This window comes from Rhizobium sophorae (assembly GCF_013087515.1).
GTDB lineage: Bacteria > Pseudomonadota > Alphaproteobacteria > Rhizobiales > Rhizobiaceae > Rhizobium > Rhizobium sophorae.
The window spans coordinates 13,353-40,252 of record NZ_JABFCN010000066.1 but is presented as its reverse complement, the minus strand read 5'-3'; the positions used below and the strand labels follow the sequence as shown (position 1 = coordinate 40,252).

Sequence of the window (26,900 nt, the reverse complement as noted above, 5' to 3'; positions counted from 1 at the left end):
TGCTCCTTTAACGGAATTGGGTGTTGAACCACATGTGATGGTGCGGTGCCGAATTTTCAATGTCCGGTATTTCACTTTGTCTTGACCGCTGCAAGCGCCAAACCGAGCGCCTTTTCGCTTAGCGTGAAGAGCGAGGCGTTCTCGGTATAGACAAGCATGCAATCGATGCGCCTATCAGGATAGAGCGGCGCCAGGATCTCGCGATAGATCGCCAGCTGCGCCCGGTGCGCGAAAGGGATAGCCTCCTCTGTGGCCGGCGGCACCCGATTGGTTTTGTAGTCGAGAATGACGACGCGATCGGCAAGGACGGCAAGCCGGTCAATGCGGCCGGAGACGGCATAGCGCCGATCTTCGAGCGTCAATGTTCCCATGATCGAGACCTCGGGCTGGGCCTGCGCACCGAGAACAGCCTGCAGGCCTTGCTCGTCCAATAGTTTCAGAACCGAATCGACAAGCTTGCGCCGTTCGGTTTCCGGCCAGAACCGCGCCGCCCGTTCGGCATAGCGGTCTGCCGCGTCAGGCCGTTCGGCAAGTGGAATTTCAGGAAGCGCCTGCAGCATGCGATGGATCAGCCTGCCTTTCTCCAGTGAACGATCGCTGCGCTCCTTCTCGCCGAACAGCGGCGAGACGACCAGCAGGCCGCCTTCGTCTTCATCGATAATCGTCCCGGCACCGGAAGGACTGAGCGGCCGGGGCAGCTCAGCCTGCGGCGGCAATGGCCGCAATAGGCCGTCCGGCAAAGTCTCCTCGCTGCCGCGCTCTTCGCTGCGATCGATACGCTCGAAGCTTCGATCCACCCGGGGCACCCTCCATTTGATGCCCGGCCATTCCCCATCGGGACCGGAGAATGTGGTCGCCTCCACATGCGGATGGTCGTCGCTGAGTGTCGTCGAAATCATCATATGCCAAGTGTCGTTATTCACCCGCACGCCACGATAGCCGCAGACGACCAGCCGGTCGGCGGCGCGCGTCATGGCGACATAGAGCAACCGGCGGTATTCCTCTTCCGCCAGCATCTGGATGCGTGTCGCATCGTCCTGGGTCAGCGAATTGGCGAGATCCGAGACAGGAACCCAGACGGGCATCGGCGGCTCGTCTGGGCCGGTCTCGATTAGCCGAAGCTTCGGAAGATGGGTATGGGTGAAGGCCTTCGAACCGCCATCGACGAGGAAAACGATCGGTGCTTCAAGACCCTTGGAGGCATGCACCGTCATGATCCGCACCTCGTTGCGCCCCTTGTCCTGCTCGCGCTTCATCACCGGGGCCTCGAGTTCCAGTGTCGAGATGAAGGATTGCAGCCCGGGAAGGCCGGAGCTCTCGTGGTCGAGCGTGAAGGTCAGGAATTCGTCGAGAATATCGCTGACCTCGGTGCCGAGACGGGCAAGGAATTGCCGCCGCCCGCCATAGCTGCCCAGCACGCGCGCATAGAAATCATGGACCGACAGGCTCCTGGACTGCCGAAGAAACAGCTCCAGCCTCTCGACGGCAGCGCGGAAACGCTCGGTGCCGTCTGCGGCGAAGCTTTTGAGATGGCTCCAGACGCTTTCATTGTCGCCGCGCAACGCGGCGACCGCAAAGATGTCGTCCTCGGAGAGATCGAAAAGCGGGCTCTTGAGCACGGCGGCGAGTGAAAGGTCGTCTTCCGGCAGAAGCAGGAAACGGCCGAGCGCCAGCAGATCCTGCACGGCGATATGGCTGGTCAGCACTAGCCTGTCCGCGCCGGCGACGGGAATGTCGCCGCGGCGCTTCAGCGCCCGCGTCAACGCATTGACGAAGGTGTCGCGCTTGCGCACCAGCACCAGGATGTCGCCGGCCTCGATCAGACGCTCCTTGCCTTTGTCGACGATCGTTTCGCGGCCAACAAGCGTGCCGATCGAATGGGCGATCCGCCGCGCGAGGATTGCGGCCGGCGCGCTTTCCGGCGTCGCGTCGAAGGGCGCTGTCCAGTCCTCCTCCTTCACCACCGCTTCCGGCGCAACCATCTCCCAGAGATCGACGGCGCCGGGATGCCCGATGCGGCTGGAGCGATGCACGACGGGTTCGCCGAGCGCGCTGAGGCCGCGCGCGTTCTCGGGCGCCTTGAAAATGTGGTCGACGGCCTCGAGCACGTCGGCGGTCGAGCGGAAGGAGAGCGGCAGCCGCACGGAAGAAAAACTCTGCCCGCTGTCGGAAACGCGCCGCCGCGTCCGGTCGCTCTCCTCGGAAAAACGCTCAGGCCGCGCCCCCTGGAAGGAATAGATCGACTGCTTTTCGTCGCCGACGGCAAAGAGCGTCCGCACGATCGGCCGGGCGCTTTCGCCGGAGAAGAAATCTTCGGCCAGCGACTGGATGACGCTCCACTGGATCGGGCTGGTATCCTGCGCCTCGTCGACGAGGATATGATCGATACCCCGATCAAGCTTGTAGTGGATCCAGGGGCCGACGCCACTTTTCGTCAGGAGGTCGGCGGTGCGGGTGATCAGGTCCTCGAAATCGAGCTGGCTGCGCTGCTTCTTCAACTCCTCATAATCGTGATTCAGCCGATCGGCGAGCACGAGCGCCGCATGCGTGGCGCCGTACATCCGCATCAGTTTCAGCCGGTCGCGGCTTGCTGCGACATGCGCGCGGGCAATGGCGATAGCCCCCCCCAGCTGCGGTGCCTCGGCAAGCATGGCCTTGACGAGGAATTGCGAGTCCGCCTTGGGCTCGCCCTTCACTGTCAGAAAGATTTTCTCGAGGATCTCAGCGCGCCTTGCGTCATCGCATTCCCGCCCGGCGAGCCTGAGGCCATAGCCAACCTCCTGCGCCTTCGCGCCGCCCTTCTGGTCGGCGAGCGAAAGATAAAGCTCCAGCGTGCCGCCCGAAAGCTCCGGCAAAGGCCAATATTGCGCCGCGATCCGGCCTTCCGTGTCGCTGGCGGCAAGGCCGAGCCTTTTGCGCAGAACCATTTCCACGCCGCCCTGCTGTTCGGCCGTCGCCGTGAAACGACGAATGGCATTGCGGTTGGCGACGATGTCGCCGAGCAGGTTCTCCAGTCCGGATTCGTCGCCGAGATTGAGCACGTAGGCGAATGCCTCGGCAAGGGCGCTGTCTTCGTCAGGCGCGGTTGCCGTCAGCAGCGCCCGGCGGGCATCGGAAAGCAGCGCCACCGCCGAGCGATCGTCGAGAACCGAGAAATGCCCGGCAACGTTGGCCTCCAGTGGGAACTGATGCAGCAGCGCCTCGCAAAAGGCATGAATCGTCTGGATCTTCAGTCCGCCGGGTGTCTCCAGCGCCTTGGCAAACAGCCGGCGGGCCTCGGCAAGCTTCAGTCCGTCAGGAGCCGTACCCTCGATCTGCGTGATGCGCCGGCCGAGGTCTTCATCGTCAAGCACCACCCATTCCGCCAGCCGTTCGAAGACGCGGTTCGACATTTCCGACGCTGCGGCCTTGGTGTAGGTGAGGCATAAAATGGCAGAAGGCCGCGCACCTGATAGTAGCAGCCGGATGACGCGCTGCGTCAGCACATGCGTCTTGCCGGAACCGGCATTGGCCGAGACCCATGCCGAACGCAGTGGATCGGAGGCAATCGCCTGCTGGATCGTCGTCCAGCCGATCCAGGCGCCCGGATCGTCGTCGTTGGGAAGGGCGGTCACATCACTCATCACCGCCCTCTTCGGTTTCGGCCGTCGACCATTCGGAGACGCGGGCAAGATGATCGTAGTCGCCGCCGAAATCGAATTGCTGGGCCGGGATCAGCCGCGAGGTAAAGCCTCTTTCGCTGGATTGCAGCAGCCCGACGAATTTGACCAGCTGGTCGATCGATTCGGCGGCGAGATCCATCGCCGACTTCGCCTTGTCGCTGCGCGCCGAGTTCTCGTTGTTGACGGTATCGACCTGGAAGCGGCTTCCCGGACGCAGGCGCACATAGAGAAGATCCTGCGGCACGAGGCTGCCGGCATCGCGGAAGGCGCCGGCGCTCAAGGCGGCCGCTTCGAGCGCAAGCTGCGGATCGAGAAGCACGCGCGCCTGCGCCGGCGAAGGATTGTAGCCGGTCTTGTAGTCGATGATGTCGGCCGAGTGCGGTCCTGTTATGTCGATCCGGTCCGCGACGCCAGTGAGCCGGATATTGATCGACTCCAGCTCCATACCACCCCGTACTTCCGTCAGCGTTTTCAGGATGCCATGCCGGCGTCCAGCCTCCCATTCGAGGAAGGCGCGGGCCACCGCGCGAAAGCGCGGCCGCCACACGGCATCGATATGCGGTGGCAACTTTTCCATGTCGAAAAGCTCGGAAAGAATGCACTCCATCGCCGCTGCCGCATCCGGCGTGCCGGCGATATGGGCTTCGCGAATGAAACGGTCGATGATCTTGTGATAGAGGGTCCCGCGTTCGGCCGCACCCGGATCGCGATTGAACGGATCGACCGGGTCGAGCCGCAAGATGCGACGGGCATAGATGGCATAGGGATCTCGGCGCAGCCGGCCGACTTCGCTGAAGGAATAGGATTTCGGCTGCAGTGCCAGCGGCGGTTTCGGCGAGGGGCGTTGCGCCGGTGCTTGAGCATCTCCCCGATCGATGAGAGCGGCCCATTGGAGAAACCGGTTGCCGCGTCCCTTCAATTCCGCTTCGAATGCCTCGCCGCCGAGCGCCAGCAGCCGCTGCAGCCAGCGCGAGGCGACGGTCGGCGTCGAGCCCTGGCGTAGCGCACGCGAATAGATCAGATGGCGCGTACCGTTTGCCATCTCGAAATCATGCGCCAGCTGGCCGATGCGCCGTTCCGGCGGTTCGAGGCCGATCTCCGTCTTCATCATGCGGGGGATGAAGGGATTGTTGGCGGTCTGCCCTGGCCAGGTGCCTTCATTGAGGCCGCCGAGGATCAGCGTATCGACGCTCTGCAGGCGGGCTTCCAGCGTGCCGAAGATGAAAAGCCTGGGATGGCTCAGCGCCCGTGGCTTCACCGCATGACCGGCAGCAAGGGCTGCCATGATGTCGATCCATTGCGGCCCGTCGGCCTCCATCTGGCCGTTGGTGTCGATCACTTCGCTGAGCAGGGCGGCGAGCGCATCTCCCGCTTCACCAGACCAGAGATCGGCGAGATTGCCTCGCGGATCGGCCGCAACGGCTTCCAGCGAACGACCGGTGCGCTCTGCCCATTCGGACAATGTGAAGCGCACTGTTCTTCCGCGATCTTCCGGCCGGTGCCGCATCAGCGCCGAAGCCAGCGGCTCGGTCGCTTGTGCGACCCGCCGGGCAAGGTCATATGCGGCGTCGGCTGCATCGGGCGAAAGCGCCTTTCGCCATTGCGGCGCGTGCCTGTCCAGCGCCTGTTCGGCAAGTTGGTGGATCAGCAGCGGCTCAAGCGTGCTGATATCCACCTCGGCTACGCCGCCGCGCAACGCCAGCAGCTCGAGCGCCTCGGTAGCGGAAATCAATGGGTGGCGTTCCAGGCCGAAGCGGGCGAGCGGATGCTTGAGCAAAGAGATGATCGCCACCGGATCGCCCGGCCGCAACGCTGCCTCCAGCAGCAATTGCAGAAGCGTGCCCTGCGGCGTGGCCGCAAGCGGTGTGCCGGCCGAATCGTCGGCGAGGATGCCGAAGCGGGAAAGCTCCGCCATCACCCGCCGGGCGAGATTGCGGTCCGGCGTGATGAGGGCTGCCCGGCTGTCGCCGTCCTGCCCCGGTCTCTCCAGCGCCAGCCGGAGCGCGATGGCAATTGCGGTTGCTTCCTCGCGCTCATTGGCGGCTTCGATCAGCGAGATGTCAGAGAAGGCCGAAGACAGTGCGCCTGCCGACAGGTCGTTTTTCCAAGCTCCCCATTCGCTGGTCGCCTCCGCCGGGGCAAGGGCCCGCGACAGGATTTCGGCACGCCGCTCAAGGTCGGCCTCCGGTCTGTCGAGGAGCGTGATGTCGGCCCGCGTCAGCTTCAGCCGCTTGAGCAGCAGCGACAGACCATACTGCGGATGGCTCCGGCTTGCCGGATTGGCGTGTTGGCCGGGCGCCGGTTCCGGCGCGACCATCTGCCAGTGCCTTTCGGGCATGGAGAGATCGAGACCTGGAAGCACGATCACACCTTCAGGCAGATGGGCGACGGCGGCGATGAGATCGGCGGTGGCGGGAACGGAACCCGTCGAACCGGCGATGATGATCGGTCCCGCGGGTTTCGTCGCCGAAAGCCGGCCTGCTTCGGCCCGCAGAATGGCGTTTCTGTGCCGCGCCGGCGAGGATTTGCCGAGTTCGGAAAGCCGCTCGGGCCAGAAGGCGCTGGCGATCTGCAGGAACTCCGCCGTCAGCTGCCACCAGGCGGCATAATCGCCGGTATCGAGTTTGGACAGCTCCGACCAGTCGAGATCCTCGGTCTCGATGGAATCGATCAGCTCGGCAAGATTGCGGGCGAGCCAGATCGCATCCGCCGGGCTTGCCGGCGCGACCAGCGGCGAGTCCGAGTGAATGTGGCGGACGATCTCCGGCAACTTATTTCGCCAGGCAAGGATGAGGCGCGCAAGCTCCAGCAGGCGGGCGGTATTCGACAGCGGCTGGGCGAGATCGATCGTTGCCGGCAGCGCCTCGTCGAAATAGCCGCTATCGTCATCGGTTTCGCCGAGCGGGCGGATGACGGGGAGGATCGCTGATCGGCCGCCGAGCAGGTCGACGAATTCAGAACGCAGCACACGCACGGCGCGCCGGGTCGGCAGGTAGATCGTTACTTTGGCAAGCGACAGCGGATCATCGGCGTCGTGCCGGAAAATCGGCGTCAATCGGCCATCGCAAAGTGTCGTGGCCAGCGTTTTCAGGAAGGAGAGGCCCGCCGGGATCGTCAGGATGCGTGGCTGGTGCCGCTCCGCCATGGCTTAAGCAAACGTCCGCAATCGCCGGATCGTTTCCTCCGCCTCGCCGATTGCCTCCGGGGTGCCGACCGTCAGCCAATGGCCTTCGAGCACCATGCCGAAAAGCCGCCCGCGCGCGATCGCCTTGTCGAAATAGATATTGAGGTTGAAGGCATCCTTTGGTGCGTCGTCGAACAGCGACGGGTTCATGGCGATCGCGCCGGCATAGACGACGGGATTGGAGGGATCGTCGCGATAGCGCGTCAGCCGGCCATCGGCCGCGAGACTGAAGTCGTTCTTGCCGTTGTGACCCGTCGTATCCTCGATCCCAACGCAAAGCAGCGCCATATCCATGCGCTCGGCATCGAAAAATCCGGCTAAGCGTTGCAGATTCGTCGGTCGCCCCGGCTGTTCGCCGATCCAGAAGAGGTCGGCATTCATGACGAAGATATTGTCGCGGGTCAGCAGCGTCAGGCCCTTTGCCAGGCCGCCGCCGGAATTCATCAGCGCTTCCTGCTCATCGGAAATGGCGATGTCGAGGCCTTGATAATTCCCGAGATGATCGAGCATCTGGCCGGCGTGATGGTGAACGTTGACGACGGCCCGTTCGACGCCGGCCGCCACCAGCGAATCCAGCGCGTAGTCGATCATCGGCTTGCCGTCGATCTTCACCAGCGGCTTCGGGATCGTATCGGTGATCGGGCGCATACGGGTTCCGAGACCCGCCGCCAGTACCATGGCTTGTTTGATGGTCATTCTGATCCGGAACTTATGATTCGCTCTGACCTATTCCAGCCCTTGCGCACCAATCACGCAAGGGGGCAAGCGTTTCATGCTCAAGCGCGACGTTCAGATAAGCGAGCGTGCGCGGCATATGTTTCAGATAGCCCGGCTTGCCGTCGCGCTGCAACAAGCGCACCCAAAGGCCGGCAAGCTTGCAGTTGCGCTGCGCCGACATAATTGCCCAGGCCCTCATGAAGCCGGCTTCGTCGAAGCCGCCCTGTGCGCGGCGAAGTGTCAGATAATCGTCCATCAGCTGCCGAAAGAGATCCGGCTCGATCGTTACGCGCGCATCCTGGACGATCGAAGCAAGGTCATAAGCCGTGGGGCCGATCATCGCGTCTTGGAAATCGATGAGGCCGATCTTGCGAATACCGCTTTCATGTTCGCGCCAGATGATGTTCGGCGAGTGGAAATCGCGCAGCAGGAGGTTCTTCTCGGCCGTTGCGAGCTCATCGATGAGCCCATCCCAGATCGCCAGATATTCCGCCCGTTCGGTTTCCGTTGCGGGCGCGCCCTGACGCTTCCAGGGCAGGTGCCAGTCGAGCACCAGCCGCACCTCCATCTTCATCGCCGTGCGGTCGAAATCAGGAATATGATGGACATGCCCCTTTCCAACAGGGATGTCCTGCGGAAATTTCAGGGCGTGCAGCCTGGCCAGGCAGGCAACGCTTTCTCGATAGCGTTCTATGATCGGCTGTCCGTGGGGACCCAGCACACCTTCGCTGCCAAGATCTTCGATCAGCAGGATACCCTTGTTATAATCCACCTTGTAGACTTCGGGCGCCGCAAAACCGTCCTTGCGCAGCGTATCGGCGATCGCCACGAAGGGATAAGCGTTTTCGGCAAGATGCGCGACTTTGGGATAGGGTTTGCCGTCGAGAACCGGCGGGCCTTCAGCAAGCGGCGGCCAGTCCATCAGGATGATGCGTTGGTTCCCAGCTTGCGGATAGATCGCCTCATAGGCACGCAACGAGGCATCACCGGTCAGGAATCGGCGTTTCGCTGCGGGGTAACCGGCGGCGTCAAGGAAATCGCGGATCGCCAGGACGCGGCGGATGCGTGTATTTTGCGCGGCAGCGGCTTTGATCGTTGCCCGGCGGCCGTTGCCTTCATGTGCCAGCGTCAGCGCGATGCGCTCTGCGGGCAGTTCGCTTTCCGCCATCTCCGGCCATTCGACGAGACAGATCCCATTCTGCAGAGCCTCGTCGAAGCCAAGTTCCGTCAGTTCGGCGGGGTCGCCGAGCCGGTAGAGATCGAAATGCGAAACGGCGATGCGCAGATCGTAGGATTGGACCAGTGTGAAGGTCGGGCTGGGGACCTCGAGCCGCTCGTCATCGGCCATGGCGCGCAAGATCGCGCGGGCGAGCGAGGATTTCCCCGCGCCGAGATCGCCGGAAAGGGCAAGGCAATCGCCGGCTTTCAGGGCCAGCGCCAAGTCTTCGCCGAGGCGGATGGTGGCCGCCTCGTCTTTCAGGAAAAGCGAGATCGCGTCACTGGTCGTCATTCGGCGGCGGCGGAATGCGGTACATCGACCGAGGGGATACGGCAGACGACGGTGGTTCCCTTGCCTGGCTCGCTGTCGATCGTCACGTCGCCATGATGCAGACTGACGAAGCTGTCGACGATCGAGAGGCCGAGGCCGGCGCCGCCGCGTTTGCCGCTTTTCGCCCCTGTGGCAAAACGGTCGAAGACGGTCGCGATCATGTCAGGTGAGATGCCTGGGCCGCGATCGCTGACGGAGAAGACGAAATCGGTGCCTTCGCGATGGCATTCCAGTGAGATCGAAGTGCCCTCGGGCGAGAAATTCGCCGCATTGGAAAGAAGCTTCAGAAGGATCTGCTTCAGACGCTGCGGATCGGCGACGATCGAGCCGAGATAGGCGGGCGCGGTGATTTCAAGCGCGACGCCGCTTTCGTGGAGGCGGTCGGCGATCTGCATCGAGACGTCGTCGAGCAGATCGTTGAGATCGATATCCGCATAATTGAGGCGCATGATGCCGGCGTCGACGGTCGCAAGGTCGAGAATATCGTTGACGAGTGTCAACAGAACCGAGGACGAGGTCGAGATGTGGTCGATATATTCGGCCTGCCGTTCGGTAAGCGGCCCAACGCCCGGCGTGCGCAGGAGATCGGTGAAGCCGATAATGTTGGTCAGTGGCGAACGCAGTTCATAGGAAACGTGCTGGACGAAGTCATTCTTCAGCTCGTCGGCCTTGCGTAGTGCTTCGTTTTTCTCGGTCAGCGCGCGCTCGGCACGCACGCTGTCCGTCATGTTGACGAAGGTCAGCATGGTCTGCGCATTCGGCAGCGGGATGACGGCATAGTCGAGCACGAGGCCGGAGAAGAGTTCCAGCGTTCCCTGGCCCGAGCGGCGTTCGTCGTCGAAGCTGGTGATGAGTTCCGCAAAGGTCTTCCAGCCGTCCGGCCGGTCATAGGACGGGGCGCAGGCCTCGCCGAGTGCACGGATATGAGTGCCGGGCTTGGCTTCGGTTTCGGTGATCCCCCAGAGCGCGCGGAAGGCCGGGTTCGAAAGGCGGATGCGTCCATCAGGGCCGAACACCGCCACACCTTCGGAAAGATGGTCGATCGTTTCACCCTGCACCTTGACCAGCGTGTTGTAACGCGTTTCGAGATCGACCTGCTCGGTCAGGTTTTCGAACACCCAGGTGGCGCCACCCTGCGGATGGGCGGTCGCAAACACGCGCAACGTCTGCCCGTTCGGCAGGTGCCAGAGATCGGATTGCGTGTCGAGCGCGCGATAGACGGAAAGCGCGGCTTCCTTCCAGCTTTTCCAGTTGAGCTGGTCGGGCAGCTTCTTGGCCGCTCGCAGCCGCTCGAGCAGCTCGCTATTGTCGGGCCGGCCTTCGAGGAAGGCGATATCCAGCTCCCAGAGCGCGACGAAGGCCTGGTTGTAGAATTGCAGCCGGCGGTCGCCGTCGAAGATGGCGACAGGTGTGGCGAGATGATCGAGCGTTTCGGCATGGCTCTTCAGCGTCCGTTCCAGCTCGGCACGCACTGCCTCTATGTCGGACACATCGATCGCGATGCCGGCCGAGCCGCCGGGAACCCTGACGTCGACGACGTCGAAGAATGTGCGGTTGCCGTGCACGACCGTCGAGATCTTGTCGTGGAAGGGCGATTCCGGTGTCGTCGTGGCGCGAATGCGTTCGCGCGCCACGGTCGTCAGCATCTCGCGACCTTCATTGATCGCCTGCTGCGGCGATCGCGCTTCGACCGCCTCGCCATAGGCCTGGTTGACCCAGGTGAGCCGGCCCACCGGATCGCGCTGCCAGGCCGGCATGTCGATCGCGTCGAGCATGGTCTGGAAAGCCGAGATCGAGGTCATCAGCCGGTCGCGTTCGATCCTGAGCTCTGCGAGTTCGGCGCGCAGATTGTTGAGCGCTACGAAGCGGACGAAGGCACGCCCGCCGGAAACCCGGCCCTGCGCCTCCAGGATTTCGTCGCGGATGGTTTCGACCACCATGTCGAAGCTTTGCGCCTCGTCGCGCAGCCGGTCGATCGCCTTTTCCAGCTCGGAAGCCGAACGTGACTTCAGCCACAGGCCGAAGGCCAGGAATTCGCCGTCCTGCGGCGCGCCGGTCTCGGGCGGAAGCTGGCCGAGCAGTTCGGGGCGTGCATTGCCGTCCCAGATAACGATCCGCCGATTCTTGTCGGCGATCAAAGCCTGGTATTGCGAAATGCGCTGCTGGGCATCGGAGAGCGCCGAGCGGATTTCCCGGCTCTCGTTTTCCAGGTTGCCGCGCTGACGCACGAGCCACAGCGTCGACAGCAGCGCTGCCGATATGACGCCGATGACGACGGAAACACCGATCACCTGCGAGGATGTGAAGAGGTGAGCCGAGGCCGCCTGCTGCTCCGCTTGTGCCAGAGCCGGCCGCGCCAGCGCGGCAAGCGCCGTGCCGGCCGCGCAACTTTTCAGGAAGCGCGCCAATGGTCCGTGCTCTTGCTTTACGGCCTCGTATGCCGTTGCAGATTTATATCCTTGGCCTGCCATGAGCGGGCGGCGATCGGCGCGAGCGCCATCATCCGCCTGACCGGGCAGGCTGCTTTTCATTTCCGACATCCGCGGTATGTCTCCGTCCTTCAATGTGCCGCATTACGACAAGACATCCCATTTTCGCAGCGGTCGGACAGGGTCCGGCGCCACGAATCAAGTCTTAAAACAATACTTCGGAAGGGAATCGGCGGGAAGGGAGCGTCCAAAAAATAAGCCGCGGCATTTGTCAATGCCGCGGCTTCTACATCTTGTGGATATTAAACGATCAGATCAATATCTGTAGTGGTCGGACTTGAACGGGCCCTTCGGCGAGACGCCGATATAGGCAGCCTGTTCCTCAGAAAGCTCCGTCAGCTTCACGCCGAGCTTGTCGAGATGCAGGCGTGCGACCTTTTCATCGAGATGCTTCGGCAGGATATAGACCTGGTTGGCATACTGGTCGGGCTTGGTGAACAGCTCGATCTGCGCCAGCGTCTGGTTGGTGAACGAAGCCGACATCACGAAGGACGGATGGCCGGTGGCATTGCCGAGGTTGAGCAGACGGCCTTCGGAAAGAAGGATGATGCGGTTGCCCTTGGGGAATTCGATCAGGTCGACCTGCGGCTTGACGTTGGTCCACTTGAGATTGCGCAATGCAGCGACTTCGATTTCGTTGTCGAAGTGACCGATATTGCCGACGATCGCCATATCCTTCATCGCCCGCATATGGTCGATGCGGATGACGTCCTTGTTGCCGGTGGTGGTGATGAAGATATCGGCCGACGAAACGACGTCCTCGAGCAGAACGACTTCATAGCCGTCCATCGCAGCCTGCAATGCGCAGATCGGATCGGCTTCGGTCACCTTGACGCGGGCGCCGGCGCCGGAGAGCGAAGCGGCAGAACCTTTGCCGACGTCGCCATATCCGCAGACGACGGCAACCTTGCCGGCCATCATCACGTCAGTGCCGCGACGAATGCCGTCGACCAGCGATTCCTTGCAGCCATACTTGTTGTCGAACTTCGACTTGGTGACAGAGTCGTTGACGTTGATCGCCGGGAAAGGCAGCAGGCCCTTCTGGCTGAGCTGGTAAAGGCGGTTGACGCCGGTCGTCGTTTCCTCGGTGACGCCCTTGATCGCGTCGCGCTGCTTGGTAAACCAGCCAGGCGAAGCGGCAAGGCGCTTCTTGATCTGTGCGAAGAGGATTTCCTCTTCTTCGGAATGCGGGTGAGACAGCACGTCCTCGCCGGCTTCTGCACGGGCGCCAAGCAGGATGTACATGGTGGCGTCGCCACCGTCATCGAGGATCATGTTGGAAAGGCCGCCATCGGCCCACTGGAAGATCTTGTCGGTATAGACCCAATAATCTTCGAGCGATTCGCCCTTGATGGCGAAGACAGGCACGCCGGAAGCGGCGATCGCGGCAGCGGCATGATCCTGCGTCGAGAAGATGTTGCACGAGGCCCAGCGGACTTCAGCGCCGAGCGCGACCAACGTCTCGATGAGCACGGCCGTCTGGATAGTCATGTGCAGCGAGCCGGTGATGCGCGCGCCCTTCAGCGGCTTTGTCTGGCCGAATTCGGTCCGGCAGGACATCAGCCCCGGCATTTCGGTTTCGGCGATCGTAATTTCCTTGCGGCCGAAATCCGCAAGCCCGATATCGGCGACGACATAATCTTTTTCAGTGCTCATAGAGGCCTCCAGGCTGAAAAACGTCTCAAAATTGGCGCAGGCGCGAAGATGACCCGCGTGCAAGCGCACGGCATGTCCGCCGTTTAGCAGGCTTCGCCGGTGATGGCAATAAGGATATAAAGAAGTCTTTATATGTTTATATGAACTCGATCGGAGCTCACATCTCCTCGCCGAACCTGTTCTGGATCAGCTGGTCCAGGGCCTCCAGCGCTTCCTCGGCCTGGCTGCCGCTCGCCGAAACGACGACGCTCGAGCCGGGGCTTGCCGCAAGCATCATCAGGCCCATGATGGAGGTTCCGCCGACCGTCATTCCGTCCTTGGAAACGGTGATGGCGGCATCGAAGGTCTCGACCATCTGCACGAATTTGGCGGAAGCGCGCGCGTGAAGACCGCGCTTGTTGATGATGAGGAGTTCCCGGGAGAGCGATGTCATGAATGCCCGTTATTTTCCGCTGAGCACACGGCTCGCGACATTGATATATTTCCGTCCGGCTTCGGAGGCCTCCACCAGCGCCTTTTCCATGTTGTTCTCGCCGCGCACCCCGGCAAGTTTGATCAACATCGGCAGATTGACACCGGCAATGACTTCGGTATGGCCGCTGCTCATGACTGATATGGCGAGATTGGACGGCGTGCCGCCGAACATGTCGGTCAGGATGACAACGCCGTGGCCATCATCGGCACCGGAAACGGCTTCCAGAATGTCCTGCCGTCTCTGATCCATGTCGTCTTCGGGGCCAATACAGACCGTCTCGATGAATTTCTGAGGACCGACGACGTGCTCGACAGCATGACGAAACTCTTCAGCCAGCTTGCCATGAGTGACAAGCACAAGTCCGATCATGATATTACTGCTCCCATATACGCAAACGGTGGCCCCAATATCGCAACGCAGCAATTACGTCCACCGGTGGGGGCACATCTTGGCTATGAAAAGCCGAAGTGCAAGATAAAAATGCGAATATATAAGGCAGATTGACCAATCCGGAAGGGCTCAGCGCCCGATATCCGGCACTTTTGCCATCAGGATCGCAAGGGGTGAGGAAACACCTGTGAGCAACCGCAATGCGGGAAGCGAAAAATCGGCGGCAATGCTTACCATTTCGCCCTCGGGAGGCACCCGGTTTTCACCGGTGGCGCTGCCCGGAAGCACGGCATAATGCATGGCCGCTCTTGGAATATGGTCCTGACGAACGATGCCGGTGCCGCGAAGTTCGATCAGCCCGGTGATCGACGGCGGGCACGTGGCGATCACCGCGCCGGCCTCTGCTGAGAGAAGAACCTGGTCGTCGGCGACCAGCGCCGTGAAAAGCCCGAGCCGGCGCGCCTCGGTCATGCAGGTGAAGGCCAGCATCGATTTTCCCCAGCCGGAGGGGCCGCTGAACAGCAGCCCCGTCTTGCCGACGACGATCGCCGTCGCATGGACGTTGAAAGCTGCCTCGGTCATGCTGCGGCGCCGATTGGCAAAGAGAGGATGAAGCGCGCGCCGAGTATATGCCCGCTCTCGGCATCGGTGATGTTTTCGGCTCTCAGCGAACCGCCATGCGCTTCGGCGATCTGCCGGCTGATCGACAGGCCGAGCCCCGAATTCTGGCCGAAGCCTTCCGCCTCCGGCCGGTCCGTATAGAAGCGCTCGAAGATACGGTCGATATTTTCCGCCTGGATGCCGGGGCCGTTGTCTTCGATCGTGGTGACGCAGCGCGAGCGTGTCCGCACCAGCCGCACGACAATCTTGCCGCCCTTTTCCGGCACGAAAGAGCGGGCATTCTCGATCAGGTTGGCGATGATCTGGCCGATGCGTAGATCGTGGCCGTTGACGACGAAGCGCGTCTTGACGTTCGGCTTGCGTTCGATCGCATATTCGATTTCCACCTGCTTCTTGGTGCTCCTGACTTGGCGCGAAACCTCGATGAGGTCGCGCAGCAGCACCTCCATATCCACGGAGCCGGCATCGACACGTGCGAGTTCGGCGTCGAGACGGGAGGCGTCAGAGATATCGCTGATTAGCCGGTCGAGGCGGCGGACATCGTGCTGGATGACGTCCATCAGCCGCTTCTTGGAATCGTCGGATCGGGCAAGCGGCAGCGTTTCGACGGCGCTGCGCAGCGAGGTCAGCGGGTTCTTGAGCTCGTGGCTGACATCGGCGGCGAAACTCTCGATCGCATCGATGCGGTCGTAGAGCGCCGTCGTCATCTCGCGCAATGCGATGGAAAGGTTGCCGATTTCATCCTGGCGGGCAGAGAAATCGGGAATTTCCTCACGCGTCTTGGCACCGCGGCGGACGCGGATGGCCGCTGCCGAAAGACGGCGCAGCGGATTGGCGATGGTCGACGACAGCACCAGCGAAAGCAGCACGTTGACGAGTGTCGCCACGCCGAAGACACGCATGATGGCAAGCCGCTCGGCATGGACGATATTGTCGATGTCGCCCGCCTGCGTCGACAACAACAGCACGCCGAGCACGGCGCGGAAGCGCTGGATCGGCACGGCGACGGACACGATGAGTTCACCTTTTTCGGTGGTGCGCACGACTGCTCCGCGCACGCCGGTGAGTGCGTTCATCACTTCGGGATAGATCGAGCCGTCGCCGCCTGGCGCTTCCTTGTAGAGCGGCAGATTGCCGGGCTGTAACGCCTTGTTGAACAGGGTGGCAAACCACTCGCTCCAGGTCTGCTTCTCTTCCTCCACCGGCGGCAGGTCGAAGCGCAATACCTGGCCGCGCGAATAGAGATGGCGCGAATCGAGCAGCAGGTTGGCATCGGCATCGAAGATGCGGGCGCGGGTGCGCGTCGGAGAGATCAGCCGGCGTAGAACCGGCGCGACCTTTTCGGGATCGATCGGGAATTCAAGGTCCTCGTCGTTCGGCACAGGGGTGATGCTCTGGCCGGCCTGCAGCTCGAGCAGCTTCTGCGGATCGATGGTAATCGAGTTCGTATCGACCGACGCGGAGGCCGAAACGGCGCCGGCGATGATTTCGCCCTGCGTCAACAGGCTTTCGGCGCGAGCGTCGATCAATCCCTCGCGGAACTGGTTAAGGTAGAGGATGCCGCCGACGAGTACCACCAGCGCGACGAGATTGAAGAACAGGATGCGCCGCGTCAGGCTCGAAAAGACGGCATTGCCGAAGATGCGGCGGATCAGCGTGAAGGGATGCGACCAACGGCGGCCACGAACGCGACGGGTGCTCACGCCCTCCGCATCGTCGAGATCCCTTTCCTGCACCAACTGTGCCAATGACAGGCCCTTTCGAAGAGCGGGGCCGGATGGACCGGCCCGCAGCCCTCAACATTTCCGACAGCGCCGCGCGTCTTTTCAGACGCGCCAAGGACGCCGTGACATTTTGAACTGCTGCCTAATTTAACCCTTAAACCGATGCCGATTTAGGAAATTATGCAGTAGCGCGCTGCGCCGCTTGGGGGCTCAGGCTGCTTCGCGGAAGCGGTATCCCACTCCGTAGAGTGTTTCAATCATATCAAAGTCGGTGTCGACCATCTTGAATTTCTTGCGCAGCCGCTTGATGTGACTGTCGATGGTCCTGTCGTCGACATAAACCTGTTCGTCATAGGCTGCGTCCATCAGCGCGTCGCGGCTTTTGACGACGCCGGGGCGCTGCGCCAGCGAATGCAGGATCAGGAATTCGGTCACCGTCAGCGTCACGGCCTCGCCTTTCCAGGTGCAGGTATGGCGTTCCTGATCCATGACCAGCTGCCCGCGTTCCAGCGAGCGGGCCTGCTGCACCGCGCCGGTCTTCGGCGCGCCGGTGGGGCTGGTGCCGGCGGCGGCGGCTTCGCGGCTTGACGCGCGACGCAGGACGGCGCGCACGCGCTCCACCAGTAGGCGCTGCGAAAAAGGTTTGGTGATGAAGTCATCGGCGCCCATCTTCAGGCCGAAGAGTTCATCGATCTCCTCATCCTTGGAGGTGAGGAAGATGACGGGAATATCCGACTTCTGCCGCAGGCGGCGCAGCAGTTCCATGCCGTCCATGCGCGGCATCTTGATGTCGAAGATCGCCAGCTGCGGCGGTCGCGCCAGCAGGCCGTCGAGCGCCGAAGCACCGTCCGTATACGTCTCGACCTTATATCCTTCGGCCTCCAGTGCGATCGACACCGAGGTGAGGATGTTGCGGTCGTCATCAACGAGCGCGATTGTCGGCATGGTGTTGGTCTCCGTCATCAGTGCGCAATCTCCCGGATTTGCTCTCCCCAGGCGGTCTCAGTGACCGGATGCGCTTATGGAGGATAAAGGTGGAACAAATTGTGGCAAAGATAAAGGGGAGGATTGTCGTAAAATTCTGCAGCAACCTTAGATAGTGCATCGGAATGTTTAAACGCGGCCTATTCAAACGATTTAAAATTAAGACAATAAATTTAAATCGATTAATTGTTTGATATCACTGAATTATCTCAAGTTTCCTATCTTGTGTTTTAAAATTTCTGCCCGTATTTTCGCGATCAGTTTTAACGGCAACGAGCCTGAGCGAAGGGAACTAGCCATGGAAATGTTCGGAGTTCATAACCCGGCAATAGAGCTGGCAACGGTTGGATTGGGCGGCGCAGCCAGCGTTCGCTACAACTTTTCCGCCGCCGCGCTCTATGAAGAAGCGATCCGCCGGGGCGAAGCCGAACTGACCGCTCAAGGCGCATTACGGGCTATTACCGGCCAGCACACGGGCCGTTCGCCGCGCGACAAGTTCGTCGTTCGCGATATCAATACCGATGGTGAAATCTGGTGGGACAACAACAAGCCGATCTCGCCGGAGCATTTCGCCGTGCTGCGCGACGATATGCTGGCGCATGCTGCGGGCAAGGAGCTTTTCGTCCAGGATCTCGTCGGTGGCGCGGAGGAAGGCCATGCTTTGCCGACCCGCGTCGTGACCGAATTCGCCTGGCATTCGCTGTTCATCCGCAATCTGCTGATCCGCCCTGGCACCGCAGCGCTCTCCAGCTTCGTGCCGAAGCTGACGATCATCGATCTGCCGAGCTTCAAGGCCGATCCGGCCCGCCACGGCTGCCGTTCGGAAACGGTGATCGCCTGCGATCTCACCAACGGTCTCGTCCTCATCGGCGGCACCTCCTATGCCGGCGAAATGAAGAAATCGGTCTTCACCGTGCTCAACTACTTGCTGCCAGCCAAGGGCGTGATGCCGATGCATTGCTCGGCCAATGTCGGCCCGGACGGTGACGCGGCGGTTTTCTTCGGCCTTTCCGGCACTGGCAAGACGACGCTTTCGGCCGATCCGGCCCGGACGCTGATCGGCGATGACGAACACGGCTGGAGCGAAAACGGCATCTTCAACTTCGAAGGCGGCTGCTACGCCAAGACCATCCGCCTCTCGGCCGAAGCCGAGCCGGAAATCTATGCGACGACGCAGCGCTTCGGCACCGTGCTGGAAAACGTCGTGCTGAACGAAAGCCGCGAGCCGGATTTCGACGACGGGTCGCTGACCGAGAACACCCGTTGCGCCTATCCTATGGAATTCATCCCGAACGCGTCGGAAACGGGGCGTGCCGGACATCCGAAGACGATCATCATGCTGACCGCCGATGCCTTTGGCGTCATGCCGCCGATCGCCCGATTGACGCCTGATCAGGCGATGTATCACTTCCTCTCCGGCTACACTGCCAAGGTGGCCGGCACCGAAAAGGGTGTCGTCGAGCCGGAAGCGACCTTCTCCACCTGCTTCGGCGCTCCTTTCATGCCGCGGCATCCGGCCGAATATGGCAATCTGCTCAAGGAGCTGATCGGTCGTCATGGCGTCCAATGCTGGCTTGTCAATACCGGCTGGACCGGCGGCGCCTATGGCGCTGGCAAGCGCATGCCGATCAAGGCGACGCGTGCGCTTCTCGCTGCCGCCCTCAGCGGCGAACTTGGACAGGCCGAATTCCGCGCTGACACGAACTTCGGCTTCGCCGTACCGGTCTCCGTCGACGGTGTCGATGGCAGCATTCTCGATCCGCGCTCGACCTGGGCCGACAAGGCAGCCTATGACGCGCAGGCCGAAAAGCTGGTCTCGATGTTCATTGCGAACTTTGCCAAATTCGAGGGCCACGTTGACGGCGGCGTCCGCGATGCAGCCCCGGGCGTGAAGGTCGCTGCAGAATAAGGCGCGCAACCAATTCCAGCAAAAGTGTGCAACGGTTTTGCGTCCGGAATTGCGTTCAACAGACTCTCTGACTCACGTGAAACCCGGCATCGCAGGATTGCCGGGTTTTCCTTATTGACGGCCGATATTTTCAATTCGCTGCCGATGTGAGATAGAACGCCGCATGGCCAGCGACGCGCTCTATATCGATGACAGGATCACCATCGCGGGATGGGAGCTGACGGAACAGTTCGTTCTGGCGGGCGGTCCCGGCGGGCAGAATGTCAACAAGGTCTCGACCGCTGTCCAGCTGTTCTTCAACATCGCGAATTCGCCGTCCCTCAATGAGCGAGTCAAGACGAATGCGATCAAGCTCGCCGGTCGGCGGTTGTCGAAGGATGGCGTGCTGATGATCGAGGCGAGCCGGTTTCGCAGCCAGGACCGCAACCGCGAGGATGCGCGTGACCGGCTGAAGGAACTGATATTGGAGGCCGCCAAGCCGCCGCCGCCGCCGCGCAAGAAGACCAGGCCGACCAAGGGTTCGGTCGAACGCCGCCTGAAGGAAAAATCCGGTCGCTCGGAAGTCAAGAAAATGCGCGGCCGCCCCGGCGGCGGCAGTGGTGAGTAATATGCCGGAACTCTTGAGTGGCATCCGCCATCTCCCAGGCTATCTCGACCGGTCGCGTCAGGAAGCGTTGGTCGAGGCGATCCGTGCGGTCGTCGCCGAAGCACCGCTTTATGTGCCCGCCATGCCCGGCACCGGCAAGCCGATGTCGGTGCGCATGACCAATTGCGGGCCGCTCGGCTGGGTGACGGACAAAGAGCGCGGCTATCGCTACCAGCCGACGCACCCGGTAACCGGCAGGCCCTGGCCTGATATGCCCCAGCAATTGCTCGACATCTGGAATGATGTTTCGGGTTACGACAAGCCGCCGGAAGCCTGCCTCGTCAATTTCTACTCCGACGAAGCGCGCATGAGCTTGCATCAGGACAAGGACGAGCAGGATCTCAAAGCCCCGGTCGTCTCGATCTCACTCGGCAACAGCTGCCTCTTTCGCATCGGCGGCCTCAGCCGCAATGATCGCACGCTATCTTTCAAGCTGTCGAGCGGTGATCTGGTCGTGCTTGGCGGCGAGGGGAGGCTGTGCTTCCATGGCGTCGACCGCATCCATCCGGCGACGTCGACGCTCTTGAAGAATGGCGGCCGCATCAATCTGACGCTCCGTCGCGTCAATCCTTAAAGACGACCGCCTGCTATAGTTTTCGCAGCGCGACCTGTTCGATCAGATGATCCCTGCCCTTTTTCAGGATGAGATCGGCGCGTGGACGCGTCGGCAGAATGTTCTGCCGTAGGTTCTTCAGGTTGATGTTTGCCCAAAGATCCTCGGCGATTTCGAGCGCTTCCGCGTCGCTGATCGAGGCATAGCGATGGAAATAGGAATTTGGATCGCGGAAGGCGGTCTCGCGCAGCCGCATGAAGCGCGTGACATACCAGTTGTGAATCTCGTCTTCGGCGGCATCGATATAGATCGAGAAGTCGAAGAAGTCGGAGACCATCGGTACGATCTTGCCGCCGGCAGGCAGGTCGCGCGATTGCAGCACATTGATGCCCTCGAAGATCAGGATGTCGGGCCGGTCGACGATCTTGTATTCGTCCGGCAGCACGTCGTAGACGAGGTGCGAATAGCTGGGCGCCTTCACATCCGGCCGTCCGGCCTTGATCGCAGAGAGGAAGCGCAGGATCGCACCCGTGTCGTAGCTTTCCGGAAAGCCTTTGCGCTGCATCAGCTTTTCCCGCTGCAGCACGGCGTTCGGATGGAGGAAACCGTCGGTGGTGACGAGATCGACCTTCGGGCTGGAAGGCCAGCGCCCCAGAAGCTCCTTGAGGATACGGGCGGTGGTTGATTTTCCCACCGCAACCGAACCGGCGATACCGATGACGAAGGGCGTCTTCGTCACATCGGACAGGCTGAGGAAGCGGTTGCGCTGTTCAAACAGCATCTGCGAGGATTCGACATGTGCAGAGAGCAGCCGCGACAGCGACAGATAGATGCGCCGAACCTCGTCGAGATCGATCGGATCGCCCATCGAACGCAGCCGTTTGACCTCGTCGCTCGTCAGCGTCAACGGCGTGTCGGCGCGGAATTTCGCCCATTGTTCGGAAGAGAAGAAGTGGTAGGGCGAATAGGATTCCGACTGGAAATGATCCAACGCTTCCGGCACCCCGATAATCTCAGTCGCGATACTCATGAACTCTGCCGGCTGGCCTTTTCCTTGAGGCCGGACTGCGCGGTTCTGCGCTCGAGTTCGGCCATGACATTCTCTAACGGTATTTCAGCAATCTTCAATACGACCAAAAGGTGATAGAGCACATCGGCCGCCTCATAGGTCAGATTGTCGCGGTCGCCGGTCACCGCCGCCATCACGGCTTCGATCGCCTCTTCGCCGAGCTTCTTTGCCGCTTTCGGCTGGCCGGCGGCCACGAGTTTGGCTGTCCAGGATTGCTCCGGCGAGGCTTTCGATCGCTCTGCGACGATGCTCTCGAGATCGGAAAGGGAAAATCCGCTCATAGGTCCGCTTTCAAGGTTCAGTCGAGACGCATGTCGATGCCGCACTTCGACATATAGTGCTTCGCCTCGCTGACGGAATAGGTGCCGAAGTGGAAGATCGAGGCGGCGAGCACGGCATTGGCATGGCCCTCCTTCACCCCGGCGACGAGATCGTCGAGATCGCCGACGCCGCCGGACGCGATGACCGGCACACGCACCGCATCGGCGATCGCCCGCGTCAGTTCCAGATCGTAGCCGACCTTGGTGCCGTCGCGGTCCATCGAGGTGACCAAGAGTTCGCCGGCGCCGCGCGCCACCATTTTCTGGGCGAATTCGACGGCATCGATGCCGGTCGCGTTGCGGCCACCATGGGTATAGATTTCCCAGGCGCTGAGATTGTCGCCGCCGACTGCCTGCGTGCGCCGGCGCTTGGCATCGATCGAAACAACGATGCACTGGTCGCCGAACTTGTCGGCCGCCTCGGTGACGAAGTCGGGATTGCTGACGGCTGCTGAATTGATCGAGACCTTGTCGGCGCCGCACAGTAACAGCTTGCGGATATCGGCGATGGTACGCACCCCGCCGCCGACCGTCAGCGGCATGAAGCATTGGTCGGCCGTGCGCGACACGACATCGAAGATCGTCTCGCGATTGTCCGAGGAAGCGGTGATATCGAGGAAACAGAGCTCGTCAGCGCCGGCCGCATCATAGGCCTTGGCAGCTTCGACGGGATCGCCGGCATCGACGAGATTGAGGAAGTTGACGCCCTTGACGACACGGCCGTCCTTGACGTCGAGGCAGGGAATTACACGGGCCTTGAGGGTCATTTATGCGGTCTCCTTGGCCCTGTTGGCCTTGATCAGCGCCAGCGCTTGCCCGGGATCGATGCGGCCGTCATAAAGCGCACGGCCCGAGATCGCCCCTTCCAGCTTGCGCGCATCGGGCTCCAGCATGCGTCTGACATCGTCGAGAGAGGCAAGGCCGCCCGAGGCGATGACGGGAATGGAAACGGCGTCGGCAAGTTCCAGGGTCGAGGTCCAGTTGATGCCGGCCAGGATGCCGTCACGATCGATATCGGTATAGATGATCGCGCTAACGCCGGCGCCCTCGAATTTCCTGGCGAGCTCGATGATACCGAGTTCGGAGGCCTCCGCCCAACCCTCGACGGCCACCTTGCCGCCCTTGGCGTCGATGCCGACGGCGACATGATCAGGAAATTTCCGGCAAGCCTCGATGACCAGCGCCGGATTTCTGACCGCGACGGTGCCGAGAATGACGCGCCGCAGCCCGCGCGACAGCCAGGCCTCGATATGATCGAGCGTGCGAATGCCGCCGCCGAGCTGCACGGGATTGTCAGTTGCCTTCAAGATCGCTTCGACGGCGTCGCCATTTGCCGAATGTCCCGCAAAGGCGCCGTCGAGATCGACCACATGTAGCCATTCGAAACCCTGATCTTCGAAGGATCTCGCCTGGGCGGCCGGATCGGTGTTGTAGACCGTCGCCTGCTGCATGTCGCCGAGCTTCAGGCGGACGCATTGGCCGCCTTTCAGATCGATCGCGGGAAAAAGGATCATGTCGTCTTACGTCCGTAGAGTGATCAGTACCATCAGCGCATTCCACGCATCTACGATATCCGATTGGAAAAAGACAGCGGCAATGGCAGCCGCGCCGAAAAGTAGAAGGAGGAGCAGGGTGACGGCAAAGCCGGCCCGGACCTGCCGCCAGAAGCCCAGGCGCCTCTTGATCGATTTCTCGATGTTTCGTACCTGGCGCAACGCATCGCTGTTGACGGCGGTCAGCCGGATCTGCGGCTCCATCGCTTCGACATAGGTTTCGGCATAACTCGAAAGGATCTGCGAGGCGCGGTCGCGCAACGTATTGCGCAGATCGGTCGAGAGATAATTGCTGTTGACGGCGGCAAGCTCGGCCTCATCGGGCGAACGGCCGGCATTTCGCTTGCGATGGCTGAGAACGAAATCGCGCTTTTGCCGCTCGTAGAGTGCGTAGGCGAGCAGGCCGATCAGATCGTCCTCACCTTCGATATAGAATTCCAGCACGGCCTCGGCGATGTCGCTGGCGCTGACCCCGTTTTGCCGCCGGCTCGCACCGTCATTTGCGGGGAAAGAATCGTGGATCATCGGTCCAACCTTTCTTTCAGCGCCTTGGCTGCGTTGGAAAGCGCCTTCCTGTGAATGGCTTCGTCGACACGGCGGATAATCGTGCCGCCGGGAAGCTTGATATCGGAAAAGGGGGGCAAGCCTTCCCTGGAGGGCCGCAACGTATAGAACACCTTGCCTGATTTCCGTGAAGTCGGCATCGAGCGCACTCCTGTTCCGCCTTTTCCATACAAGGGAAATAAGGCGGCTGTATTAAAAGCCAGCCCTCGGAGCAATTCCAGCAAAAGCGTGTAGCCGTTTTGCTTCGGAATTGCGTGAACTATGCTCTACGGGTTCCAGCGCAGAAAATTGGCGATCAGGGCCAGGCCGAGCTTCTGGCTCTTTTCCGGGTGAAACTGTGCTCCGACTACGTTGTCGCGCCCGACGAATGCGGTCATCGGACCGCCATAGTCTGCCGTCGCAATAACATCCTCGGCGTTTTCGGCGGCAAGATGGTAGGAATGCACGAAATAGGCGTGCAGTCCCTGCGACCCCGTCGGAATTCCTTCGAAGAGCGGATGTTCGCGCTTCAGGTCGAGCGTGTTCCAGCCGATCTGCGGGATCTTGAGTGCCGGATCATTCGGCGTCATCTCAACGACGTTACCGGGAACCCAGCCGAAACCGTGCGTCACGGTCTTCTCGAGCCCGCGCGAGGACATCAGCTGCATGCCGACGCAGATGCCGAGGAACGGCCGCGCATTCTTCTCGACAGCTTCGATCAGCACCTCGGTCATATCAGGCACGGCATCGAGGCCACGCCGGCAATCGGCATAGGCGCCGACACCAGGAAGCACGATACGATCGGCCGCGGCAACATCCTCCGCCCTATCGGTGAGATCGATATGGGCATCGATGCCAGCTTCGTGGGCGGCACGCTCGAAAGCTTTGGTCGCCGAGCGCAGGTTACCGGAGCCATAGTCGATAATCGCGACGCGCATCGTCAGCGTCCTCCATCAAAACCAAAGAGACCAAGCGATGTTGCATCGCCGTGCGGGCCGTTCGGACGGGCCTTGTTCTGCCAGTCCGGTGCCGCGGCGTCGTCACTAACTGCGATAGCCGCCCTGTCCGAAAAATAGACCTGCTCAGCAATGCCGATCGTATCGGCCGCAATGAATGCGTCTTCGTTCCAGCCCTTGGCAGCAAGGTTGCGGACACGGAAATTCTGGCCTTCAAGACCGACCAGCATATTCACGCCCAGCAGGATTGCCGCTCCCGCCGGCCCGAGGCCGGGTTCATCCATCAGCGCACCACCAATCCCCTGCAGCAGAAAGGCCGCGGCCGCATGCAGCCAAAGCCGATGCGCCAGCAGCCAAACCCATGGAAACAGGAAGCCGAGCAGCGTGAAGCCGTCGCGAATGGTTCGCGTCTCGTCGGCCGTGGCGCTCGTGCTGCCGGGCGGTGTCAGGAAGATATAGCTGGATGTCATTGCCGCCGCTCCCTTGAAGGGCTCAGACGAGCGTGCCCTTGGTCGAGGGAACACGGCCCGCCTGTCTCGGATCGATCTCTGTCGCCGTGCGCAATGCACGCGCAACGGCCTTGAAGCATGTCTCGGCAATATGGTGATTGTTGGCGCCATAATGGTTGAGAATATGCAAGGTGATGCCGGCATTCTGAGCGAGCGCATGAAAGAATTCGCGAACGAGCTCGGTGTCGAAAGTACCGATCTTAGGCGCGCTGAAGGCGACGTTCCAGACGAGGAACGGCCGGCCGGAGAGATCGACCGCAGCCTTGGTCATCGTCTCGTCCATGGCGAGATCGATCGACGCGTAGCGGGTGATCCCGCGCCGGTCGCCGAGCGCCTTGGAGATCGCCTGGCCGATGGCGATGCCGGTATCTTCGACCGTATGATGGTCGTCGATATGCAGGTCGCCCTTGGCATCGATCTCCATGTCGATGAGGGAATGTCTCGAAAGCTGGTCGAGCATGTGGTCGAAGAAGCCGACGCCCGTCGAAATCGTCGATTTGCCGGTGCCGTCGAGATTGACGGAAACGGAAATCGAGGTTTCGTTGGTCTTGCGGGAAACGCTGCCCGTGCGGCTTGCTGCGGTCTCGGCCATATGGCCCTCCATCGGGAATAAGGCCGTTCCTTATCAGGCGCATCGGCAAATATCCAGAAGCCGGGCAAGAGAAAAGCCGGCCCATTTGCAATCGGCGCCAGTCCACTTACATAGGGCTCAACAGGGCCGGCATGCGGCCCAGCAGACAGGTGTTTTATGACAACAATCATTACAGTTCGAAAAGGCGGCAAGGTGGTGATGGCGGGCGATGGCCAGGTGAGCCTCGGCCAGACCGTCATGAAGGGCAATGCCCGCAAGGTGCGCCGTATCGGCAAGGGCGAAGTCGTTGCCGGTTTTGCTGGCGCCACTGCCGATGCCTTTACCCTGCTCGAAAGGCTCGAAAAGAAGCTGGAGCAATATCCCGGTCAATTGATGCGTGCCGCCGTCGAGCTCGCCAAGGACTGGCGCACCGACAAATACCTGCGTAATCTCGAAGCCATGATGCTCGTCGCCGACAAGTCGATCACGCTGGCGATCACCGGCAACGGCGACGTCCTGGAGCCTGAACACGGCACGACGGCGATCGGTTCGGGCGGCAATTTTGCCCTCGCCGCCGCGCTCGCGCTCATGGATACCGACAAATCGGCTGATGAGATCGCTCGCCGCGCCCTCGATATCGCTGCCGATATCTGCGTCTACACGAACCACAATATCGTGGTGGAATCGCTGGATGTCGAAGGCTGAACCCTATGCTTTGGGACCGCTAGGCCCAACCAAGGCAGGCTTTCAAGGACTTGGGAAACAATGAATAATTACGGCCGGGCGCTGCTGATGGCCCCTGGGCCGCCAGGAGAATGAT

General features: G+C 61.4%; 24 protein-coding genes. 4 read left to right on the top strand and 20 right to left on the bottom strand.

From position 1 onward, the window contains the following. Window positions 1–71: 71 nt before the first annotated feature. From addA to G9X64_RS32430, 11 genes are all read right to left on the bottom strand, one after another. Entirely contained in the window at window positions 72–3,623 is a 3,552-nt protein-coding gene (addA, locus tag G9X64_RS32480; RefSeq protein ID WP_168309254.1) for a double-strand break repair helicase AddA, read from the bottom strand. After that, the gene (gene addB / locus G9X64_RS32475; RefSeq protein WP_168309255.1) at window positions 3,616–6,807 is read right to left on the bottom strand and encodes a double-strand break repair protein AddB; all 3,192 of its coding nucleotides are present in this window, start codon (window positions 6,805–6,807) and stop codon (window positions 3,616–3,618) included. The genes addA and addB overlap by 8 nt, the downstream gene beginning before the upstream one ends. A gap of 3 nt (window positions 6,808–6,810) precedes the next feature. After that, on the bottom strand, window positions 6,811–7,542 hold the full coding sequence (locus G9X64_RS32470; RefSeq protein ID WP_168309256.1) for a nucleotidyltransferase family protein: 732 nt from the start codon (window positions 7,540–7,542) through the stop codon (window positions 6,811–6,813). A gap of 13 nt (window positions 7,543–7,555) precedes the next feature. After that, the gene (gene tsaE, locus G9X64_RS32465) at window positions 7,556–9,073 is read right to left on the bottom strand and encodes a tRNA (adenosine(37)-N6)-threonylcarbamoyltransferase complex ATPase subunit type 1 TsaE (protein ID WP_168309257.1); all 1,518 of its coding nucleotides are present in this window, start codon (window positions 9,071–9,073) and stop codon (window positions 7,556–7,558) included. After that, window positions 9,070–11,652 (bottom strand): sensor histidine kinase, encoded by a 2,583-nt coding sequence (locus tag G9X64_RS32460; RefSeq protein WP_168309258.1) that lies wholly within the window; start codon window positions 11,650–11,652, stop codon window positions 9,070–9,072. Before G9X64_RS32460 ends, tsaE begins: the two co-directional genes overlap by 4 nt. Before the next feature lie 204 nt (window positions 11,653–11,856). Next, entirely contained in the window at window positions 11,857–13,257 is a 1,401-nt protein-coding gene (ahcY, locus tag G9X64_RS32455) for an adenosylhomocysteinase (RefSeq protein ID WP_168277177.1), read from the bottom strand. Window positions 13,258–13,414: 157 nt separating this feature from the next. Continuing rightward, window positions 13,415–13,690, bottom strand: coding sequence for an HPr family phosphocarrier protein (locus tag G9X64_RS32450; protein ID WP_003544133.1), 276 nt, complete (start codon window positions 13,688–13,690; stop codon window positions 13,415–13,417). A 9-nt stretch (window positions 13,691–13,699) separates the two neighbouring features. After that, window positions 13,700–14,101 (bottom strand): PTS sugar transporter subunit IIA, encoded by a 402-nt coding sequence (locus G9X64_RS32445; protein WP_003544139.1) that lies wholly within the window; start codon window positions 14,099–14,101, stop codon window positions 13,700–13,702. Window positions 14,102–14,251: 150 nt separating this feature from the next. After that, window positions 14,252–14,704: an HPr kinase/phosphorylase gene (locus G9X64_RS32440; RefSeq protein WP_168309259.1), complete on the bottom strand. Its 453-nt coding sequence runs from the start codon at window positions 14,702–14,704 to the stop codon at window positions 14,252–14,254. After that, window positions 14,701–16,491 carry a sensor histidine kinase gene (locus G9X64_RS32435; RefSeq protein WP_168309260.1) on the bottom strand — a complete coding sequence of 597 codons (1,791 nt, stop codon included), beginning with the start codon at window positions 16,489–16,491 and terminating at the stop codon, window positions 14,701–14,703. The genes G9X64_RS32440 and G9X64_RS32435 overlap by 4 nt, the downstream gene beginning before the upstream one ends. Window positions 16,492–16,677: 186 nt before the next feature. Next, window positions 16,678–17,412: a response regulator transcription factor gene (locus tag G9X64_RS32430; protein WP_003544146.1), complete on the bottom strand. Its 735-nt coding sequence runs from the start codon at window positions 17,410–17,412 to the stop codon at window positions 16,678–16,680. Between the two features lie 337 nt (window positions 17,413–17,749). On the opposite strand from G9X64_RS32430, the gene G9X64_RS32425 reads away from it, so the two are divergent. The 3 genes from G9X64_RS32425 (at window position 17,750) to G9X64_RS32415 (ending at window position 20,580) form a co-directional block, all read left to right on the top strand. Continuing rightward, window positions 17,750–19,360, top strand: coding sequence for a phosphoenolpyruvate carboxykinase (locus G9X64_RS32425; RefSeq protein ID WP_168314970.1), 1,611 nt, complete (start codon window positions 17,750–17,752; stop codon window positions 19,358–19,360). A 163-nt stretch (window positions 19,361–19,523) separates the two neighbouring features. After that, window positions 19,524–19,967: an alternative ribosome rescue aminoacyl-tRNA hydrolase ArfB gene (arfB, locus tag G9X64_RS32420; protein WP_168309262.1), complete on the top strand. Its 444-nt coding sequence runs from the start codon at window positions 19,524–19,526 to the stop codon at window positions 19,965–19,967. 1 nt (window position 19,968) lies between these two features. Further along, a complete protein-coding gene (locus G9X64_RS32415; protein WP_168309263.1) occupies window positions 19,969–20,580 on the top strand; it encodes an alpha-ketoglutarate-dependent dioxygenase AlkB family protein in 612 nt (203 codons plus the stop codon). Between the two features lie 13 nt (window positions 20,581–20,593). On the opposite strand, the gene coaA is transcribed toward G9X64_RS32415, so the two are convergent. The 9 genes from coaA to hisB all read right to left on the bottom strand — a co-directional run bounded on the left by coaA (window position 20,594) and on the right by hisB (window position 26,101). After that, a complete protein-coding gene (gene coaA / locus G9X64_RS32410; protein ID WP_168309264.1) occupies window positions 20,594–21,589 on the bottom strand; it encodes a type I pantothenate kinase in 996 nt (331 codons plus the stop codon). Then, window positions 21,586–21,909 carry a phosphoribosyl-ATP diphosphatase gene (locus tag G9X64_RS32405; RefSeq protein WP_017962659.1) on the bottom strand — a complete coding sequence of 108 codons (324 nt, stop codon included), beginning with the start codon at window positions 21,907–21,909 and terminating at the stop codon, window positions 21,586–21,588. The genes coaA and G9X64_RS32405 overlap by 4 nt, the downstream gene beginning before the upstream one ends. A gap of 17 nt (window positions 21,910–21,926) precedes the next feature. After that, window positions 21,927–22,715: an imidazole glycerol phosphate synthase subunit HisF gene (gene hisF, locus G9X64_RS32400; RefSeq protein WP_011649867.1), complete on the bottom strand. Its 789-nt coding sequence runs from the start codon at window positions 22,713–22,715 to the stop codon at window positions 21,927–21,929. Beyond that, window positions 22,716–23,462, bottom strand: a complete 747-nt coding sequence (gene hisA, locus G9X64_RS32395) for a 1-(5-phosphoribosyl)-5-[(5-phosphoribosylamino)methylideneamino]imidazole-4-carboxamide isomerase (protein WP_168309265.1) — start codon at window positions 23,460–23,462, stop codon at window positions 22,716–22,718. A 6-nt stretch (window positions 23,463–23,468) separates the two neighbouring features. Further along, window positions 23,469–24,026 (bottom strand): hypothetical protein, encoded by a 558-nt coding sequence (locus G9X64_RS32390; RefSeq protein ID WP_168309266.1) that lies wholly within the window; start codon window positions 24,024–24,026, stop codon window positions 23,469–23,471. Continuing rightward, a complete protein-coding gene (locus G9X64_RS32385) occupies window positions 24,023–24,205 on the bottom strand; it encodes a hypothetical protein (RefSeq protein WP_168309267.1) in 183 nt (60 codons plus the stop codon). Before G9X64_RS32385 ends, G9X64_RS32390 begins: the two co-directional genes overlap by 4 nt. A gap of 126 nt (window positions 24,206–24,331) precedes the next feature. Beyond that, window positions 24,332–24,982, bottom strand: coding sequence for an imidazole glycerol phosphate synthase subunit HisH (gene hisH / locus G9X64_RS32380; protein ID WP_171378206.1), 651 nt, complete (start codon window positions 24,980–24,982; stop codon window positions 24,332–24,334). Between the two features lie 2 nt (window positions 24,983–24,984). Then, window positions 24,985–25,470, bottom strand: coding sequence for a DUF2628 domain-containing protein (locus G9X64_RS32375; RefSeq protein ID WP_168309269.1), 486 nt, complete (start codon window positions 25,468–25,470; stop codon window positions 24,985–24,987). A 22-nt stretch (window positions 25,471–25,492) separates the two neighbouring features. Next, a complete protein-coding gene (hisB, locus tag G9X64_RS32370; protein ID WP_003544176.1) occupies window positions 25,493–26,101 on the bottom strand; it encodes an imidazoleglycerol-phosphate dehydratase HisB in 609 nt (202 codons plus the stop codon). Between the two features lie 156 nt (window positions 26,102–26,257). Between hisB and hslV the strand changes: the two genes are divergently transcribed. Further along, complete coding sequence (gene hslV / locus G9X64_RS32365) at window positions 26,258–26,785, top strand: ATP-dependent protease subunit HslV (protein ID WP_168309270.1); 528 nt, start codon at window positions 26,258–26,260, stop codon at window positions 26,783–26,785. Window positions 26,786–26,900 lie beyond the last annotated feature (115 nt).